Genomic DNA, 17852 nt, shown 5'->3' on the forward strand with positions numbered 1-17852 from the left:
GCGACATGATTGTCGAGGGCTCCGCGAGATTTCAGCAACGGCGCGCCATTCCGGTTGAAATTCAGTGGCCCGTGCCCGTCACGCGCCATATCGCATTGCCGACATCGTCGGCGATCAACAGGCCGCCTTGCCGGTCCTGCGCGACGCCGACGGGCGCGCCATACAGTTCCTTCTGATCTCCCGACGTAAAGCCCGTCACGACATCCTTCGGCACGCCAACCGGCTTGCCGTTCTCGAACGCCACGTACGAAACCACGTAGCCGCTCAACGGCGATCGGTCCCAACTGCCGTGCTCGCCGATAAACGCGCCGCCGCGATATTGTGCCGGCAGGTTGTCGCCGGTATAGAACGTGAGCCCGAGCGGCGCGACGTGGGAGCCTATCGCGAAGTCCGGCGCGATCGCGCTGGCGACGAGGTCGGGACGCTGCGGCTGGGCGCGTGGATCGACATGCTGGCCGTAATAGCTGTACGGCCAGCCGTAGAAGGCATGCTCCTTCACGGAGGTCAGATAGTCGGGCACCAGGTCCGCGCCGATTTCATCGCGCTCGTTCGCGATGGCCCAGAGCTGTCCCGTCTTCGGTTCCCATTGCAGGCCGGTCGGATTGCGAATGCCCGCTGCGTAAATGCGGCTTGCGCCCGTCGCCGTATCGACTTCGAGCACGTCCGCGCGCCGGTATTCGACCTCGAGGCCGTTCTCGCCGACATTGCTGTTCGAGCCGACGCCTACATAGAGCTTCTTGCCGTCGCGGCTGGCCAGCAACGATTTGGTCCAGTGATGGTTGATCGTATCGGGCAGATCGGCAAGCTCGACGCCGCGCTCGCTGATGCTCGTGTCGCCCGTTTTGTAGGGAAACTTGAGGACGGCGTCGGTATCGGCGACGTAGAGCGTGTTGCCGACGAGCTGCATGCCGAACGGCGAATGCAGATGGTCGATGAACACGTGCCGCTCCCATTCGCCGCTGCCGTTGGCGGGCTTTCTCAGCAGCGTGATGCGATTCGCGCCCTCTGCCTTCTTGCCCGACTTGCTCTCGATCAGCCCGGCGATGAGCTGCTTGGGCGTCGTCACGGCCTCTTCGTTTGGACTATTCGATTCGGCCACCAGAATGTCGCCATTGGGAAGGGTATAGAGCTGCCTGGGATGCACGAGTCCCGACGCAATCTTCTCGATCTTCAAGCCGTCGGCCACTTTGGGCGTTGCGCCGTTTTTCCATCCCGCGTGTTTCGGGACTTGCATCGGCGGCGCGAGGAAATTGCGTGCCGCCGGCATGGGTGGATTCGCGCCGGCCTGATGCGCCGCGTCGTACTGTGCCTGTTCGTTGCATCCGCTCATCAGTGCCGATAGCGAGACGACGAGCGCACTGCCCGCGATGAACTTATTCATGAGCGCGCTCCGCGAGATCGAGCCGGTTTATCGCCATCGCAACGTGGGCGACGCTCAACAGCACGACGGTGATGACCGACAGAATCACGTTTTCCGGAACCATGGCATACGCATCGCGGCTATGCACGAATGCATTGACGATCGCCGCGACGATGCCGAGCAGGTTGAGCCAGAAGTCCAGCCTTTCGATGCGCGTCACCGCGCGGCGCCGCTGCAACCAGACGTGACCGAGATTGAGCAGGCGCGGAACGATCGCGATGATGAGGCCCGCCGTGACGAGCCACGCGGCGCCTTTGCCCCAGAACACGTTACGCGTGTTCATATACGTGATGTCGAAGATCAACGTGCCGACGAAGAGCCCATACGGAATGGGATTAAGGAGTTCGAAGAGTGCCGGAGCGAGCTTCGACGGAGATCTGGAAACGGCGGGCAGGGTAGACATGGGTTTTTCCTTTTTGACGTCGGTGCCGATGTCATCACGTGTGCATCCGCTATGCCCGAGCCCTTCGTTTGGCTGTCGGCATGGGCGGCTTGCGCGCGGGCATGCGCGGTGCTGCATCACGGCATGGCGAGAGACAGTCGCGAGGAGGACAGATGAAACGGTTTATCAGTGCAGTGTTGCTGATCACGCCTTTGGTGTTCGGCGTGACGGCCTGCAAGAAAGCGCACAACGCCGGCAACGACAGCATGAGCGTAAGCGGCGGCAAGATCGAGGCTTCTGCATCGTCGGCGGTGAGCGGCGCGTCGGCGCGACCTCGTGAGTAGCGGTGTTTCGGTGTGTCGTTTCGCGCGGCTTCGGATAAGGCAATTCCGGCGCGCGGCGACGCCGAATGAATGCGCGTGAGCCGGGTGCTGACCCTGAGTCCGAATCGAGTCAAGCCAGAACCCGATTCGGACGCGAATTGACAATTATCCATACAAATCACGCCCTCTTTCCGATAGTCTGACGCTTGGGCGTCGTTGGAATCAGGCTTCGTGGCAGGTTATCAGGACAACATAATTTATCCGATCCGTGGCGGTGCGGATTGTCGCGGGTGGTTCGTCGTAGTGGCCGCTACTCGCGTGGGCGCGTTCCTGACGCAGCTTGGCGTCTGCAATCGCGAAGGCGATGGTGTCGCGGTGCGGCCGGGCTCGAAGAGGGCGGCCTGAATGGACCCGCGCCTTCTTGGGTTCTATACCCGCGAACTTCGCTATCTGCGCGCTCTGGCTGCCGAGTTCGGTGCCGGGCATCGGAAGATCGCAAGACGTCTCGGGATGCAGGCGGGAGAGATCGGCGACCCTTATGTCGAGCGGCTTGTGCAGTCGGCGGCCGCCGTCAATGCGCGCGCCCAGATGCGCTTCGACGACGAATTCCCGCGGCTCACCCAGGCGCTGCTTGCTTCCGTCTATCCGAACTACCTGTCGCCCACGCCGTCCATCGCCGTGGCGCGGTTCTATCCGGGCGGCAGGGTAGGCGACCTCGTATCGGGCCACCGCATCGCACGCGGCACCCTTGCTGCGTCGAGTCTTCCCGACGGCGAAAAGACGGCTTGCCAGTTTCGTGTATGTCACGACGTCACGCTGTATCCGCTCGTGATCGAATACGGGAAGCTGGGCGGCATTCCGCCGGACGTTCACGGCATGGACCGTTTCGTGCCGCCTCACCGGCGCGTGCGCGGCGCATTGCGTTTGCGCATCCGCACGACTGGCGGCGTGCCGGTTGGGCGCTTGCAAGGACTGGACCGGCTATCCGTGTACCTCGCGGGCGACGCGAAGATCGCCTCGCACCTGCACGAACTCATTCACACGGCAGCCGTTGCTACGGTGGTCGGCGAGCCGGAACGGTTCGGCGAGGGGCTGGTTATGCATTGCACGTCGCCACGTCGAATGCCGTGGTCCAGGAGGGAATCGGCCCCGAGGAAAGCGTCCTGCCGCTCGCCTCGCAAAAGTTTCTCGGCCACAACCTCGTACACGAATATTTCGCGTGTCCAGAGCGCTTTTACTTCTTCACGCTCACGGGCCTCGCTGCTGGCCTGCGCAACATCAGCGGTTGCGAAGCAGAGATCGTGATCCTGCTGGACCGCTCGGCGGGTGAGCTGGTCGATCGCGTCGATGCGTCGATGTTCGCGCTCTTTTGCGCGCCCGTGATCAACCTCTTTCCCTTGCGTACCGATAGCGTGCCGATTCGCGACGGTATGGCGGACATCCATCTCGTGCCGGTCGGAAAAGCGCCGCTCGACTTCGAAGTGCACTCCGTGGGCCTGGCGCGAGGACAGGTCAGCGAAGAGTCGGAGATGCTGGAATTCCGTCCGCTGCACGAGGCGCTGTTGCACAACGAAGACGGTCACGGGCGTTACTTCAGCGTGCGTCGCGAGCAGCGCCTGGCCACGGCCCAGCGTCGCCGGTACGGCACGCACTCCACGTATGTCAGCACGGAGTCGTTCCTGTCGCTCGTCGGACCCGGCGGAGAGCCGTACGACCACGAGGGCGACGGTGAAATCCATTTCATTTCGGTAGACGCCTGGGTGACCAACCGCGATCTGCCGGGGCTGCTTCGCTGCGATGGCGTGCGCGATCTGCACATGCGCCAGTCCGCTCCGGTCGCAGGTATCGGCCTGATCCGGCCGCCCACCAGACCCAAGCCTCCGTTCGCACAGGGCCTCAAGGCCTGGCAACTGTTGATGCAGCTCGACATTGACCACTCGGTCTTCGACGACCGGCATGACGAGCCGAACCCCGGCGAAGGGTTGCGCAGTTTCCTGCGCCTGTATCTGTCGGACGACGCCGTCGTGCATCGCAGGCAAGTCGAATGCCTCATCGCTGCGACGGTCACACCGGTCAACCGCATCCTCCCGGACCAGCAGCCGCCGGTCGCACGGCTACTCGAATGCGGCATCACGTTTGACGAAAGCAGTTTCGACGGCGTGAGCCCCTATGTCTTTGGGCTCGTTCTGGAGCACTACCTGGCGCGGCACGTCTCGACGCATTCGTATACGGCGGCCGTGCTGGCTTCGAAGCAGCGCGGACGTATTGCGCAGTGGCCACCCCGTCCGGGGCACGCGCAGCGTGGTGTAGGCGAACCCGCGCGAGGCGGAACCCATGTTTTCGCACGGCGAGAGCCGTGCCTTTGCCGAGGAGAAAAAGCTCAATGTTCAAACCGCTGCAAGCCCGGACCCTGAGCGTGGCGTCCGATGCAATGCCTACCCGCGCCGGCGAGGCCGTGCTCCTTGCCCAACGCGTGCAGGGTGGCGAGGCGCTGGGTAACCTCTTTGACTACCGGCTGGAACTGGCCACGCTGGACAGCCCGACATGCAGGCTGTCGGACGCGCAGCCGCTCGTCATTGCCGACCTGTTGATCGGCAAGTCCATCACCATTTCGATCGAGTTCGAGGGTAAGGGCACCTGCGTGCCGGGGTTGGCGGGAAGTGGGGGAACGGCGAATGTCGGCGCCGGAGTGCGAACGATTACCGGCCTGATCACCTCGGTCGCGAGCACGGGCAGCGATGACCGCCGCGCATACTACGAGTTCACGGTGCGTCCCTGGTTGTGGCTTGCTACGCAGAACTGCGAGAGCCGGATTTATCAGAACGTCAATGTGGTCGAGGCAACCGAAGCGGTGCTCAAGAGCGGGCAGTACCCGTGGCCCTGTGAATTTCGGCTGGGCGCCGTGGGCCTGCAAAACAACGTTTATCCGCAGCGCGACTATATTCGGCAGTACTGGGAAAGTGACTACGATTTCCTGACCAGAATCTGGCGCGAGTGGGGGATCTATTACCTGTTCGATGGCATGAAGCTGGTACTTTGCGATTCGCCGGGTTCCCACAAGAAGCACAACAACGCGTACGACACGGTGCGCTACCACGCGCCTGGTGGAAAGCGCATCGACGAAGAGCACATCCACAGGCTCAAGCTCTCGCGGCAGATCACGGCGGGCGATGTGACGCTCAACGACTACGACTACACGCGCTCACTCGGAAAGTTCGACGTGAACCAGTCGCAGTACAGCGAGTCATCGTTCGACAACATCGAGCAGTACCACTGGGGCGAGTATCTGGGTCGCATTCTCCGACGTGGAGTGGACGCCACCTGTGCTGAAGTCGAATCAGGACGAGGCATACCGCCAACGTCATATGCGCGTGTTCGATGTCAAGGCATGGATGGGCAGTCACAAGCTCAGACACGCGCAGACGCTCGACACGGTCGCCTCAGTGGTGGCGGAATATGCACCAAAAACCCTGGTGGAGACGTTCGCGTTCTCACCGTATCCGTTCCAGTCCCGCGCCTCGACAAAGGACAGCCTGCTTGGCGCGGCCAGAATGCTGGGACCGGGACCCGGCGCCTTGCTGATGATCGACGACCCGGCCGGCATGGCTGCCGAGATCAGTACCCGTCTTGGGGAGTTGCAGCAGCTATTCATGAAGACCGACGAGCGCTCCCGCAAGCTGGCTGTATCAACGGCTATTTTGAGCTTGCAGAGTGCGGTATCGGATCGCGCCGAGATCACTGAGCTTATGGCGGCAGACGAACTGGAAGCGGACAGCCACCTTGTGCCGGATGGCCTTGGGCGATTCACGTATGAACCCGATCCACCGAAGTTGCCGGAAACCAGGGCGTCCAACCTGAACCGCGCGGCCGGCGATTCGTGGACGAAGTACTTGAGCGACTACGACGAACCCACACGCAGCGCCTGGCAAAAGGAGTTCGAGAGCGAGTACGGCAGCTTCCACGACAAGATGCTGCTGCCGCTGGCGAAGTCGCATGCCGCGTGGATGGAGAGTGGGCACATGTCAAGCTACTTTGAGTGCCACTATGACGGTGCATCGGTTGACGTCGGTCTGGTCTACGCACGCGTACTGACGATGTGCACGCAGGGTACCGAACAGTTCAAGCCGTGTTCGGAGCTTTACATCAAGTGGCTGAACGGCACCTATTTCGACGAGAAAAATATCGCGCTCCGCGCCATTGTGCTCAACCTGGAGAAAAACAGAAAGAAGCTGACGGATGATCTCAAACCGGATGTCACCTGGCAGGCGCTTGGGTGGGACGGGCTGTTTGGCGCCTTCAACAATTCGATCGAAAGAGTGACTACGTATGCGCAAGAAGTGCTCAGCAAACTTTTGATCTCGTTCGGCGGATCGATTACTCAGGTGTTGCAGGGGGCGGCAGATGGACGGATACGTCACTTGCTGGTTGCGCTGGGGATGGTCATCCAGCGGCCGGTGGTTGCAGTGGAACTGAGTGGCTCGTACAAGACGTTCCGAACTTCGCTGATCCGCCAGTTAATGAAATCTTCCGGCGTCAAGAAGATGAACGAGAACGCCATCCAGCGCGAAGTTTCATTGGCGCTGCGCCGCCTGCAGATTCGTGGCGAGCCAATGGGCAAACCCGTCTCTTCGAAATTTCTGGTGATAGTCGACGAAGAGACGATCCGGGGCATGCCGAAGGGCTTGAGCAAGAACGAACAGGCCAAATGGATTTCCGGTTCGCTTCGTTCTGCGGAAGAAATCGAGAATCTGAATCTTTCCGCATGGCGTGAGCGTGTGAACATGCCGGAGAAGATTGCGCGCGTTGGCAAATCGCTGCCTTACATTGGCAACCTGCTTGCGGGTTATTTCCAGTGGGCGGCCTATCAGAAGGTCTCGGGGGACCTGGCTAAATCGATGAAGGATGACCAGCTGGAGAACCAGACGAGACTTGGCGCGGCCGTGTTCGCTATTGGCGCGACCGTAGCGGACACTATCGCGCGATCGGCAGGGGCTTTGGCGGAAACGACGTTGATGGCTGGGCGCGGTGCAGTGTTAGAGATGGCGGAGAGGTGGTTTGGAAATGCTTCGAGAGGGTTGGGGATATTCGCAGCGGGTATCAATGCGGTTTGGGATGCGAAGAATTCTATCGATGCATATCAGCAGAAAAATTATGCGTTGTCGACAACGCTCGGGATCTCAGCCATAGCTGGCCTTGCCGTAGCATTCTTCATCGCAGCGGGTTTTGTTATTCCTGCCATTGTCGCAACGCTCATCTTCATTGGTGCAGGTATCGTCGCCACGTTCCTTCAGGATAACAATGTAGACAAGTGGCTCAAGCGCTCCTATTGGGGCGTGCTCGATGCAAAGAACCGCTATCAGAACGCGGAAATCGAATTGAAGGAACTTTCAATCGCAACCGGGGGATGACATGGACTATACAGGTTTGTATGCGAACAAGTATCGGCTCAACCGCAAGCTGACGGCCGAGGAGCGGGCCAACCAGTTCACCAGAACGTAAAACTGGACATCACACCGTTCTATAACCTTTCGGTGATCCGGATGAACTCCACCTACCTGGAGTGCGTTGACCGCTGGTTCATTTATCGAGGATCAATGACGGCAATCTGCCTGCTTTTCATTGTGCTTACGGTGTCGATGATATTTGGACCACTGTTTATGTTGGAGCCGAGACATCTTATCCCGACGGCATCAGACTTCGGGTGGATGATGATGTGGACCTCCATCACGATTCCATTCTGGCTGCTGATGGGATGGATGCTTTTGAAGGAGTCATTTCGCCAAACCCACTTCCCGATCCGCTTCAACCGCCGGACTCGGATGGTGTACGTATTCAAGCCCAACGGCACGGTACTCAAAGCGAAGTGGCGCGACATCTTCTTCACGCTGGGTCGGTGCGAGCGGATGGCCGGCGTGCAGAACTGGGACATTCGTGGACATGTGCTCGACAAGGATCGCGAAACCGTGCTCGACACCTTCGCTCTTCCGGGCGACACCTTGGCGGTTTCTCAGATCAAGCACGAATGGGAATTCTTCCGCCGCTATATGGAGGACGGTCCGGCTGCAATCCACGAGGACGTCTTCTGGTGCCACGATATTGCCGAGCGGCGCGAAAAATACAAGGCTGGACTCGTGACACTGTTTTTTGAGCTAAACGGTCAACCTGTCGGACAGTTCCTGCTGTCGCCGGTCTACTTTGCCGCCTCGCTAGGCCGCTGGTTCGCCATGCGCACGAGCAAGATCCCGGTGTGGCCAGAAGATATCGAGACGCAATGCGTGATTGAGCAGGACGACCCCTACGTGCGTGACGCGTCGAACAACCCCGAGAAAATTCCGATGGAACCGCTATCCGTTGCCAGAAGCCGCATCGAATAGTTTCCCGCTTCACACCACATACGTCGCAGCACTACATCGAAGAAATTTCCATGTTTCTGTCTATTGCTGTCCTGGGCGCGCTCGATGCAAAGGACCGCTATCAAAACGCGGAAATCGACATCGAGGAACTTTCAAACGCAACCGGGGGATGACATGGACTATACGGGTCTGTACGCAAATAAATATCGGCTCAACCGCAAGCTGACAACCGAGGAGCGGACCAATCAGTTTCACCAGAACGTAAAACTGGACATCACCCCGTTCTACAACCTCTCAGTGATCCGGATGAACTCGACCTATTTGGAGTGCGTTGATCGGTGGTTTATCTATCGAGGATCAATGACAGCTATCAGTTTACTTTTTTTTGCGCTGACGATCGCGATGGTTACGGTACCACTTTACATGTTTCCACCAGCACATTTCGTCCCTACCAGGTCGGACGTCGGCGCAATGTTGTTCGCCATTCCATTTTTGGCACCGTTGTGGGCTCTTCTTTCTTGGGGAGTACTCAAAGAGTCATTTCGCCAAACCCACTTCCCGATCCGCTTCAACCGCCGGACCCGGATGGTGTACGTATTCAAACCAAACGGCACGCTACTCAAAGCGAAGTGGCGCGACATCTTCTTCACACTGGGTCGATGCGAGCGGATGGCCGGCGTGCAGAACTGGGACATTCGTGGACATGTGCTCGACAAGGATCGCGAAACCGTGCTCGACACCTTCGCTCTTCCGGGCGACACCTTGGCGGTTTCTCAGATCAAGCACGAATGGGAATTCTTCCGCCGCTACATGGAAGACGGTCCGGCTGCAATCCACGAGGACGTCTTCTGGTGCCACGATATTGCCGAGCGGCGCGAAAAATACAAGGCTGGACTTGTGACACTGTTTTTTGAGCTAAACGGTCAACCTGTCGGACAGTTCCTGCTGTCGCCGGTCTACTTTGCCGCCTCATTAGGCCGCTGGTTCGCCATGCGCACGAGCAAGATCCCGGTGTGGCCAGAAGATATCGAGACGCAATGCGTGATTGAGCAGGACGACCCCTACGTGCGTGACGCGTCGAACAACCCCGAGAAAATTCCGATGGAACCGCTATCCGTTGCCAGAAGCCGCATCGAATAGTTTCCCGCTTCACACCCCATACGTCGCAGCACTACATCGAAGAAATTTCCATGTTTCTGTCTATTGCTGTCCTGGGCGCGCTCGATGCAAAGGACCGCTATCAAAACGCGGAAATCGGCATCGAGGAACTTTCAAACGCAACCGGGGGATGACATGGACTATACGGGTCTGTACGCAAATAAATATCGGCTCAACCGCAAGCTGACAACCGAGGAGCGGGCCAACCAGTTTCACCAGAACGTAAAACTGGACATCACGCCGTTCTACAACCTTTCGGTGATCCGAATGAACTCGACTTACCTCGAGTGCGTTGACCGGTGGTTTATCTATCGAGGATCGATGGCGGCAATCTGTCTAATGTTTCTGACCTTAACTATCTCGATGGTATTTTTTTCACAGTTTATTTTCTCACCGAGGCATCTGATTCCGACGAAATCCGATTTCATCTGGATCGGGATTTCTCTGCCAATCGCGATCCCTCTTTGGCTTTTTCTGGTTTGGATGTTGTGCAAAGAGTCGTTCCGCCTAACCCACTTCCCGATCCGCTTCAACCGCAGCAACCGGATGGTGTACGTATTCAAGCCCAACGGCACGGTACTCAAAGCGAAGTGGCGCGACATCTTCTTCACACTGGGTCGGTGCGAGCGGATGGCCGGCGTGCAGAACTGGGACATTCGTGGACATGTGCTCGACAAGGATCGCGAAACCGTGCTCGACACCTTCGCTCTTACGGGCGACACCTTGGCGGTTTCTCAGATCAAGCACGAATGGGAATTCTTCCGCCGCTACATGGAAGACGGTCCGGCTGCAATCCACGAGGACGTCTTCTGGTGCCACGATATTGCCGAGCGGCGCGAAAAATACAAGGCTGGACTTGTGACACTGTTTTTTGAGCTAAACGGTCAACCTGTCGGACAGTTCCTGCTGTCGCCGGTCTACTTTGCCGCCTCGCTAGGCCGCTGGTTCGCCATGCGCACGAGCAAGATCCCGGTGTGGCCAGAAGATATCGAGACGCAATGCGTGATTGAGCAGGACGACCCCTACGTGCGTGACGCGTCGAACAACCCCGAGAAAATTCCGATGGAACCGCTATCCGTTGCCAGAAGCCGCATCGAATAGTTTCCCGCTTCACACCCCATACGTCGCAGCACTACATCGAAGAAATTTCCATGTCTCTATCTATTGCTGTCCTGGGTGACCGCACTGATCACGGCGGCAAAATTGTCACGGCCTCGGATACTCACATGATCAACGGCAAGCCGATAGCGCGTCTCCATGATCTGGTCGAGTGTCCGGAGCACGGCGTCAACAGAATCATCGAAGCGCATCCGACTCTGATGGTCGGCGGCATCCGCGTGGCGCTTCATGGGCACCACACCGAATGTGGATGTGCTCTCATCAGCAGTACCGTCGCGAGGGTGGGATGACAGACCGCGCGCAACTCCTGGTTGGCAAGGGCGGGGACATAACCATGATCGAAGATGCTTCAACACCGGCTGACCGCGTCGATGCCGTGTTCAAGAGAAGGGGTCTTTACGATGCCGCCAGCCGAACTACAAACGGGACTGCTTTGACCATGGCAGAGACTATCCCGAGCATGGGAACCCGCCCGCTGCTCACGAACCCGAATCCGGCCAGCGGCACTCTATGCGCGGCGATATCGTGACCCCCGAGGTGCCCCAATGAATCAACCCGAACACCCCCCTGTCCTCCTCAACGAAACACTGTCACCCGCATTGCTCGCTCATGTGCAGGCCGAACCCTGGCGGTACGGATTCCTGTCGATGTTGCGTCGCATCGGCGCGAATCCGGCGATCGATCCGGTGGGTACCGCTGCGTTGCCGGATGCGGAGCCGTTCCGTCTGGGCCAGCGGCCGAACCTCGTGTTCGCGCCGCGTGAGATCGCGGATGCCACCGTGAGGGACGGCAAACTGCACATGCGCCTCTTCGGCCTCGGCATGCTTGGACCGAACGGGCCGCTGCCGATCCACATGACGGAGATCGCGCGTGAGCGTGAGGAGCATCGGCGGGATGCAACGCTCAGCAACTTTCTGGATATCTTCCATCACCGGTCGCTGACGCTGCTGTATCGCGCGTGGGCAACGGCGCAGTCGGCCGCGAGTCTTGACCGGCCGGCGCATGACCGGTTTTCGCTCTATGTCGCCTGTCTGTCCGGCTATCCGTTCAGGCAGGACCGGCCGTGGCCGCTGCCCGCGCACGCGCGGCTGTCGGCGGCGCCGCATCTCTCGCGCGAGGCACGCAATCCGGAGGGGCTGCGCAACGCGCTCGCCCATTATTTTGGCGTGCCAGTCAGGATCGACGAGTACGCCATTCACTGGATGACGCTCGCGCCGGAGCACTGCTGCATCATGGGCGAGCACCGGGTATCGTCGCTCATGGGTTCGGGAGCCGTGATCGGTGAGCAGGTGCCCGACCGCCAGTACCATTTCCGCATCGTCATCGGCCCGCTGGATATCGAGGACTATTACCGCTTTACGCCACAGGGGGCCGACCTGTTGCTGCTCATCGAGTGGGTGCGTGCGTTCGTGAGCGAAGAGTTCGACTGGGAGCTGGAACTGCAAATCAAGCCGCAGAGCGCTCCGCCTGCCGTGCTGGGTGGTCCGCAGCAACTCGGCTGGTCGGGCTGGATGGGGCGGTCGCCTTCACCCGAACCCGTTACCGGGATGCGCTTCGAGCCGGAGCGCTACGTGCAGCAGTTACGGCAGAACGCGGCCGCGCAGGCTCGGCAGGTAAGGATCAGTGGAACGTGACGAACGTGCCTTCCTGATAATCGTGACCTGAAGCGAGTGCCCGTGGCACGCGAGGCCCTGATTGTCCTCGCTCGACGCGAATTCCCATGAAGATCTCCCGCGCGTCATCGGGCCCAGGGCTATTGCCGCAAATGGTCTACCCGATTCAAGTTGTGTTGCGTTTGTGTCAAACTCTAATCGCCCAACTTGAGCCCACATGTGCCGGCAAGTGTCTTATTCATTCAGTAGCGTGCGTGAAGCTCTATTGTCGAGCCACCACCGGTCTGCGGCAGCGGCAGCGCCTGTCGCGAACAACATGTCCGGCCCCAGTCGAGCGCAAGATTCATACCCTCAAGACCAGGAAGAAGACGGCATCAGCGCTTGCCGCTCTACGGGTTAGCCCGCAGAGGCCGGTGTCGTGTTCGAAGTGCTTGCGCAGCAATGGGAGACGTCGAGCATGGGGCAGCATGAGCAGACGATCCGGATCTTCGAGCATCCGGGTGCCGGCCGCCGCAAGGCGAAGTCCACGCCGAAAGGCCGTTCAATCGATCCTCTGGCGGCGCACGAGATCGAAACCCTGCTGGCGGCGCGCCCGCGGCGGCGCGACCTGCTGATCGAATTCCTTCATCTGATTCAGGACAGGTACAAACAGATTTCCGCCGCGCATCTGGCCGCGCTGGCCGACGAGATGAAACTGTCGTTCGCGGAAGTCTTCGAGACCGCCACGTTTTACGCCCACTTCGATGTGGTGAAAGAAGGCGATCCGGCCATTCCCGCGCTGACCATCCGCGTATGCGATTCGCTCACGTGCGCGATGTTCGGCGCGCAACGCCTGCTCGATGAATTGCAGGCTTCGGCGGGACCGGAAGTGCGCGTGGTCCGCGCGCCGTGCGTCGGTCGGTGCGACACGGCGCCGGTCGCCGAAGTGGGTCATCATTTCGTCGACCGCGCGAGCGCCGCAAGCGTCCTCGACACGGTGCGGCGCGACGATACGCACGCGCATCTCCCGGCGTACGTCGAATACGAACAATACGTCGCGGAAGGCGGCTATCGGCTCCTTTCGCGCGTGCGCTCAGGCGCGCTGTCGAGCGAAGAACTGCTGAACGCGCTGGACGCTTCGAGCCTGCGCGGTCTGGGCGGCGCGGGCTTTCCGGCCGCGCGCAAATGGCGTTCCGTGCTCGGCGTGCCGGGTCCGCGCCTGATGGCGGTCAACGGCGACGAAGGCGAGCCGGGAACATTCAAGGACCGCTACTACCTCGAACGCGATCCGCACCGCTTCCTCGAAGGCACGCTGATCGGCGCGCACGTTGTCGAAGCGCCCGAGGTCTACATATACATTCGCGACGAATATCCGGCGGCGCGGGAGATTCTTCTGCGGGAAATCGACAAGCTGCCGCCTGGCGGCCCGGTGCTTCATATCCGGCGCGGCGCGGGCGCGTACATTTGCGGCGAGGAATCGTCGCTGCTCGAAAGTATCGAGGGCAAGCGCGGCTATCCGCGCCACAAGCCGCCGTATCCGTTCCAGATCGGCCTGTTCGGACGCCCGACGCTGATCAACAACGTGGAAACGCTCTTCTGGGTGCGCGACATCGTCGAGCAGGGCGCTGCATGGTGGAAGGCGCAGGGCCGCCATGGCCGCGAGGGCTTGCGCAGTTTCTCCGTGTCGGGGCGCGTCAAAAGCCCCGGCGTCAAGCTCGCGCCCGCCGGCATCACGGTTCGCGAACTGATCGACGAATTTTGCGGCGGCATGGCCGACGGCCACACGTTCCGGGCCTATTTGCCCGGCGGCGCATCGGGCGGCATTCTGCCCGCCTCGCTGGGCGACATACCGCTCGATTTCGGCACGCTCGAAAAATATGGCTGCTTCATCGGCTCGGCGGCGGTGATCGTGCTGTCCGATCACGACGACATCAAGGCGGCCGCGCTCAATCTGATGCGTTTTTTCGAAGACGAAAGCTGCGGTCAATGCACGCCGTGCCGCGTCGGCACGGAGAAAGCAGCCCTGCTGATGAGCCGCGACGCGTGGGACCAGGACCTGTTGAGCGAACTGAGCCAGGCGATGCGCGACGCGTCGATCTGCGGACTCGGACAGGCGGCGTCGAACCCGCTCACGACAGTCCTCAAATACTTCACCGAGCTGTTTCCGGTGCGGGAGCAAAGGCAATGAACACGATCCAGTTCGAACTCGACGGACAGACCGTCGAAGCCGCCCCTGGCGAGACGATCTGGCAGGTCGCGACGCGCATCGGCACCGAGATTCCGCACCTCTGTTATTCGCCGGAGCCGGATTACCGGGCTGACGGCAACTGCCGCGCGTGCATGGTCGAGATCGAGGGCGAACGGGTGCTGGCGGCGTCGTGCAAACGCATGCCCGCGGTCGGCATGAAAGTGCAGTCGGCGAGTGCGCGTGCGACATCGGCCCGCAAGATGGTGATGGAACTGCTGGTGGCGGATCAGCCCGCGCGCGCCACGTCGCACGATCCGCAATCGAAATTCTGGGCATGGGCCGAGCGGATGGGCGTCACCGCCAGCCGCTTTCCCGCGGCGCAACGTTGGGAAGGCGATGCGAGTCATCCCGCGATGCGCGTCAATCTGGACGCGTGCATCCAGTGCGGCCTTTGCGTGCGCGGCTGCCGCGAGGTGCAGGCGAACGACGTGATCGGCATGGCCTATCGCGGACATCGAGCCAAGGTCGTATTCGACTTCGACGATCCGATGGGCGAGTCGACGTGCGTCGCGTGCGGCGAGTGCGTGCAGGCGTGTCCCACGGGCGCGCTGATGCCGTCCGCGCTGCTCGACGACCGGCAGACCCGCGTTCATTACCCGGACAGCCGGGTCGATTCGTTGTGCCCGTTCTGCGGAGTCGGCTGCCAGGTCACTTACCAGGTGAAGGACAACACGATTCTCTATGCCGAGGGCAAGGACGGTCCGGCCAACCATAATCGCCTCTGCGTGAAAGGGCGCTTCGGCTTCGACTACATCCACCACCCGCATCGGCTGACCACGCCGCTGATTCGCCTGGCGAACGCGAACAAGGACTGGGCCGATCAGGTCGATCCGGCCAATCCCTACACCCATTTTCGCGAGGCCACCTGGGACGAGGCGCTCGATGTCGCCGCTCGCGGTCTCGCGACGATTCGCGACACTCAGGGTCTCAAGGCGCTCGCCGGCTTCGGCTCGGCAAAAGGCTCGAACGAAGAGGCGTATCTGTTCCAGAAGCTCGTGCGCACCGGCTTTGGCTCGAACAATGTGGACCATTGCACACGGCTCTGTCATGCGTCGTCGGTGGCGGCGTTGACGGAAGGGCTGAACTCCGGCGCCGTGTCCGCGCCGTTCGCCGCGGCGCTGGATGCGGACGTCATCATCGTGATCGGTGCGAATCCGACCGTGAATCATCCGGTTGCCGCGACGTATATCAAGAATGCGGCACGGCAGGGCGCCACGCTGATCGTGATCGACCCACGGCGTCAGAGCCTTTCGCGGTACGCGGACAGGCATCTCGCGTTCAAGCCGGGCAGCGACGTCGCGCTGCTCAACGCGATGCTGTACACGATCATCACGGAAGGGCTCACCGACGATCAATACATCGCCGAACACACGGAAGGCTTCGACGAACTGAAGGAGCGGATTCAGGCTTTCTCCCCTGAGAAGATGGAGCCGATTTGCGGCATTCCGGCCGAGTCGATCCGGGAAGTCGCGCGGCTTTATGCCACGTCGAGAGCGTCGATCATTTTCTGGGGCATGGGCATCAGCCAGCACGTGCATGGCACCGACAACGCCCGCTGCCTGATTGCGCTCGCGCTCGTCACCGGACAGATCGGCCGGCCGGGAACGGGGCTGCATCCGTTGCGCGGTCAGAACAATGTGCAGGGCGCGTCCGACGCCGGGCTGATTCCGATGTTCTTTCCGGACTATCAGTCGGTCGCGCGCGCGGACAGCCGCGTATCGTTCGAAACGATCTGGCAGCAGGAACTGGACCCCACGCCAGGGCTCACGGTGGTCGAGATCATGGACGCGATTCACGCGGGCACCATTACCGGCATGTATATCGAGGGCGAAAATCCCGCAATGTCGGACCCGGACCTCCAGCACGCGCGGCAGGCGCTGGCGAGGCTCCAGTTTCTGGTCGTGCAGGATCTGTTCGTGACCGAGACGGCCTTTCACGCCGACGTGATCCTGCCCGCGTCCGCCTTCGCGGAAAAGGTCGGCACGTTCACGAATACCGACCGGCGCGTGCAGCTTGCCCGCCAGGTGATCGACCCGCCGGGCGACGCCCGTCAGGACTTGTGGATCATTCAGGAAATCGGCAAGCGCATGGGTCTCGACTGGCATTACAACGGTCCCGCCGACGTATTCGCCGAGATGACGCAGGTCATGCCTTCGCTGCGCAACATCACATGGGAGCGCCTCGAACGCGAGGGCGCGGTCACCTATCCCGTGGACGGCCCGGACATACCCGGCAACGACATCATCTTTGCGGAGAATTTTCCGACCGCGAGTGGCAAAGGCCGGATTGTTCCCGCCCATGTGCTGCCGCCGGACGAGGTGCCCGATGCCGATTACCCGATGGTGCTGTCCACCGGCCGCGTGCTGGAACACTGGCACACCGGATCGATGACGCGCCGCTCGAATGTGCTCGACGCCGTCGAGCCGGAAGCGGTCGCGCTGATGTCGCCGCGAGACATGCGCCGCATGGATCTGCATCCCGGCGACCTGGTGCGGCTTCGGACGCGCCGCGGCGCGGTGGAGCTCAAGGCGCGAGCCGATCGCGACGTGCCGGAGAACATGGTGTTCATGCCGTTTTGCTACGCGGAGGCGGCCGCGAATCTGCTCACAAACCCGGCGCTCGATCCCGTGGGCAAGATTCCCGAGTTCAAGTTCTGTGCGGTGCGGGCCGAACGGGCCGATATTGCGAGCGTCGTTGCATGATGCGCGTCATCGGACTCGCGGGGTGGAGCGGCGCGGGCAAAACCACACTGATCGCGAGGCTCATCCCCGAACTGAAACGGCGCGGACTTGGCGTGTCGACGCTCAAGCACGCGCATCATGCGTTCGATCTGGACCAGCCGGGCAAGGACTCGTACCTGCATCGCGAGGCCGGCGCCACGGAAGTGCTGGTGGCGTCGCGGCTGCGTTGGGCGATCATGCATGAACAGCGCGGCGGCGACGAGCCCGCGCTTGTCGATTTGTTGCCGCGCTTGAGTCCGGTCGATGTCGTGCTCGTCGAAGGCTTCAAGACTGAGCGTCACGCCAAGATCGAGGTCTATCGCAGCGGCAACGAAAAGCCCTGGCTGTATCCGGGCGACCCGGACATTGTCGCCGTGATCAGCGATGCCGGCGACCGCCTGTCGCTGCCTCATGCGCACCTCGATAACGTGAGCGAGGCAGCCGATCTCGTGCTGCGCTTCGCGCTTCCCATGGATGAAACGCTGGCGCGCCTGCGCGCCGCCCGCTAACCTCTGCGGACCGTTCCATGAGCGAGAC

At 61.0% G+C, this 17852-nt stretch carries 12 protein-coding genes and 2 pseudogenes; 12 read left to right on the plus strand and 2 right to left on the minus strand.

Annotated elements, in window-relative coordinates:
- Window positions 1-61: 61 nt before the first annotated feature.
- Together VOM14_RS11880 and VOM14_RS11885 are read right to left on the minus strand one after the other, a co-directional pair.
- On the minus strand, window positions 62-1381 hold the full coding sequence (locus VOM14_RS11880) for a PQQ-dependent sugar dehydrogenase (protein WP_327628887.1): 1320 nt from the start codon (window positions 1379-1381) through the stop codon (window positions 62-64).
- The gene (locus VOM14_RS11885; protein ID WP_327628888.1) at window positions 1374-1823 is read right to left on the minus strand and encodes a DUF2231 domain-containing protein; all 450 of its coding nucleotides are present in this window, start codon (window positions 1821-1823) and stop codon (window positions 1374-1376) included. The genes VOM14_RS11880 and VOM14_RS11885 overlap by 8 nt, the downstream gene beginning before the upstream one ends.
- A gap of 152 nt (window positions 1824-1975) precedes the next feature.
- Between VOM14_RS11885 and VOM14_RS11890 the strand changes: the two genes are divergently transcribed.
- The 12 genes and pseudogenes from VOM14_RS11890 to mobB all read left to right on the plus strand — a co-directional run bounded on the left by VOM14_RS11890 (window position 1976) and on the right by mobB (window position 17824).
- Window positions 1976-2146, plus strand: a complete 171-nt coding sequence (locus VOM14_RS11890) for a hypothetical protein (RefSeq protein WP_327628889.1) — start codon at window positions 1976-1978, stop codon at window positions 2144-2146.
- A 384-nt stretch (window positions 2147-2530) separates the two neighbouring features.
- Window positions 2531-4458 (plus strand): annotated as a pseudogene (tssF, locus tag VOM14_RS11895) (type VI secretion system baseplate subunit TssF); the annotation flags it as partial.
- Window positions 4459-4556: 98 nt separating this feature from the next.
- Window positions 4557-5492: pseudogene (locus VOM14_RS11900) on the plus strand (type VI secretion system Vgr family protein); the annotation flags it as partial.
- Window positions 5449-7533: a T6SS effector BTH_I2691 family protein gene (locus VOM14_RS11905; RefSeq protein WP_442955535.1), complete on the plus strand. Its 2085-nt coding sequence runs from the start codon at window positions 5449-5451 to the stop codon at window positions 7531-7533. The pseudogene VOM14_RS11900 and the gene VOM14_RS11905, both read left to right, overlap by 44 nt.
- Window positions 7534-7665: 132 nt before the next feature.
- The gene (locus VOM14_RS11910; RefSeq protein WP_327628891.1) at window positions 7666-8499 is read left to right on the plus strand and encodes a DUF6708 domain-containing protein; all 834 of its coding nucleotides are present in this window, start codon (window positions 7666-7668) and stop codon (window positions 8497-8499) included.
- 153 nt (window positions 8500-8652) lie between these two features.
- Complete coding sequence (locus VOM14_RS11915) at window positions 8653-9618, plus strand: DUF6708 domain-containing protein (RefSeq protein ID WP_327628892.1); 966 nt, start codon at window positions 8653-8655, stop codon at window positions 9616-9618.
- Between the two features lie 153 nt (window positions 9619-9771).
- Window positions 9772-10737 carry a DUF6708 domain-containing protein gene (locus VOM14_RS11920; RefSeq protein WP_327628893.1) on the plus strand — a complete coding sequence of 322 codons (966 nt, stop codon included), beginning with the start codon at window positions 9772-9774 and terminating at the stop codon, window positions 10735-10737.
- 50 nt (window positions 10738-10787) lie between these two features.
- The gene (locus tag VOM14_RS11925; RefSeq protein WP_327628894.1) at window positions 10788-11045 is read left to right on the plus strand and encodes a PAAR domain-containing protein; all 258 of its coding nucleotides are present in this window, start codon (window positions 10788-10790) and stop codon (window positions 11043-11045) included.
- Between the two features lie 255 nt (window positions 11046-11300).
- Complete coding sequence (gene tssG, locus VOM14_RS11930) at window positions 11301-12389, plus strand: type VI secretion system baseplate subunit TssG (RefSeq protein WP_327628895.1); 1089 nt, start codon at window positions 11301-11303, stop codon at window positions 12387-12389.
- A gap of 436 nt (window positions 12390-12825) precedes the next feature.
- Window positions 12826-14535, plus strand: a complete 1710-nt coding sequence (locus VOM14_RS11935) for an NAD(P)H-dependent oxidoreductase subunit E (protein WP_327629085.1) — start codon at window positions 12826-12828, stop codon at window positions 14533-14535.
- Window positions 14532-17297, plus strand: coding sequence for a formate dehydrogenase subunit alpha (gene fdhF, locus VOM14_RS11940; RefSeq protein WP_327628896.1), 2766 nt, complete (start codon window positions 14532-14534; stop codon window positions 17295-17297). The genes VOM14_RS11935 and fdhF overlap by 4 nt, the downstream gene beginning before the upstream one ends.
- Window positions 17294-17824, plus strand: coding sequence for a molybdopterin-guanine dinucleotide biosynthesis protein B (mobB, locus tag VOM14_RS11945; RefSeq protein ID WP_327628897.1), 531 nt, complete (start codon window positions 17294-17296; stop codon window positions 17822-17824). Before fdhF ends, mobB begins: the two co-directional genes overlap by 4 nt.
- Window positions 17825-17852: the final 28 nt, after the last annotated feature.

Origin of the sequence: Paraburkholderia sp. MPAMCS5 (assembly GCF_036016995.1) — a bacterium.
Taxonomy (GTDB): domain Bacteria; phylum Pseudomonadota; class Gammaproteobacteria; order Burkholderiales; family Burkholderiaceae; genus Paraburkholderia.

Excerpts from the sequence above, each read along its gene's own strand:
- VOM14_RS11910 (WP_327628891.1), top strand. The coding sequence starts at position 7,666 with ATGAACTCCACCTACCTGGAGTGCGTTGACCGCTGGTTCATTTATCGA.
- mobB (WP_327628897.1), top strand. The coding sequence starts at position 17,294 with ATGATGCGCGTCATCGGACTCGCGGGGTGGAGCGGCGCGGGCAAAACC.
- VOM14_RS11920 (WP_327628893.1), top strand. The coding sequence starts at position 9,772 with ATGGACTATACGGGTCTGTACGCAAATAAATATCGGCTCAACCGCAAG.
- VOM14_RS11880 (WP_327628887.1), bottom strand. The coding sequence starts at position 1,381 with ATGAATAAGTTCATCGCGGGCAGTGCGCTCGTCGTCTCGCTATCGGCA.
- VOM14_RS11890 (WP_327628889.1), top strand. The coding sequence starts at position 1,976 with ATGAAACGGTTTATCAGTGCAGTGTTGCTGATCACGCCTTTGGTGTTC.
- fdhF (WP_327628896.1), top strand. The coding sequence starts at position 14,532 with ATGAACACGATCCAGTTCGAACTCGACGGACAGACCGTCGAAGCCGCC.
- VOM14_RS11935 (WP_327629085.1), top strand. The coding sequence starts at position 12,826 with ATGGGGCAGCATGAGCAGACGATCCGGATCTTCGAGCATCCGGGTGCC.
- VOM14_RS11925 (WP_327628894.1), top strand. The coding sequence starts at position 10,788 with ATGTCTCTATCTATTGCTGTCCTGGGTGACCGCACTGATCACGGCGGC.
- VOM14_RS11885 (WP_327628888.1), bottom strand. The coding sequence starts at position 1,823 with ATGTCTACCCTGCCCGCCGTTTCCAGATCTCCGTCGAAGCTCGCTCCG.
- VOM14_RS11915 (WP_327628892.1), top strand. The coding sequence starts at position 8,653 with ATGGACTATACGGGTCTGTACGCAAATAAATATCGGCTCAACCGCAAG.
- tssG (WP_327628895.1), top strand. The coding sequence starts at position 11,301 with ATGAATCAACCCGAACACCCCCCTGTCCTCCTCAACGAAACACTGTCA.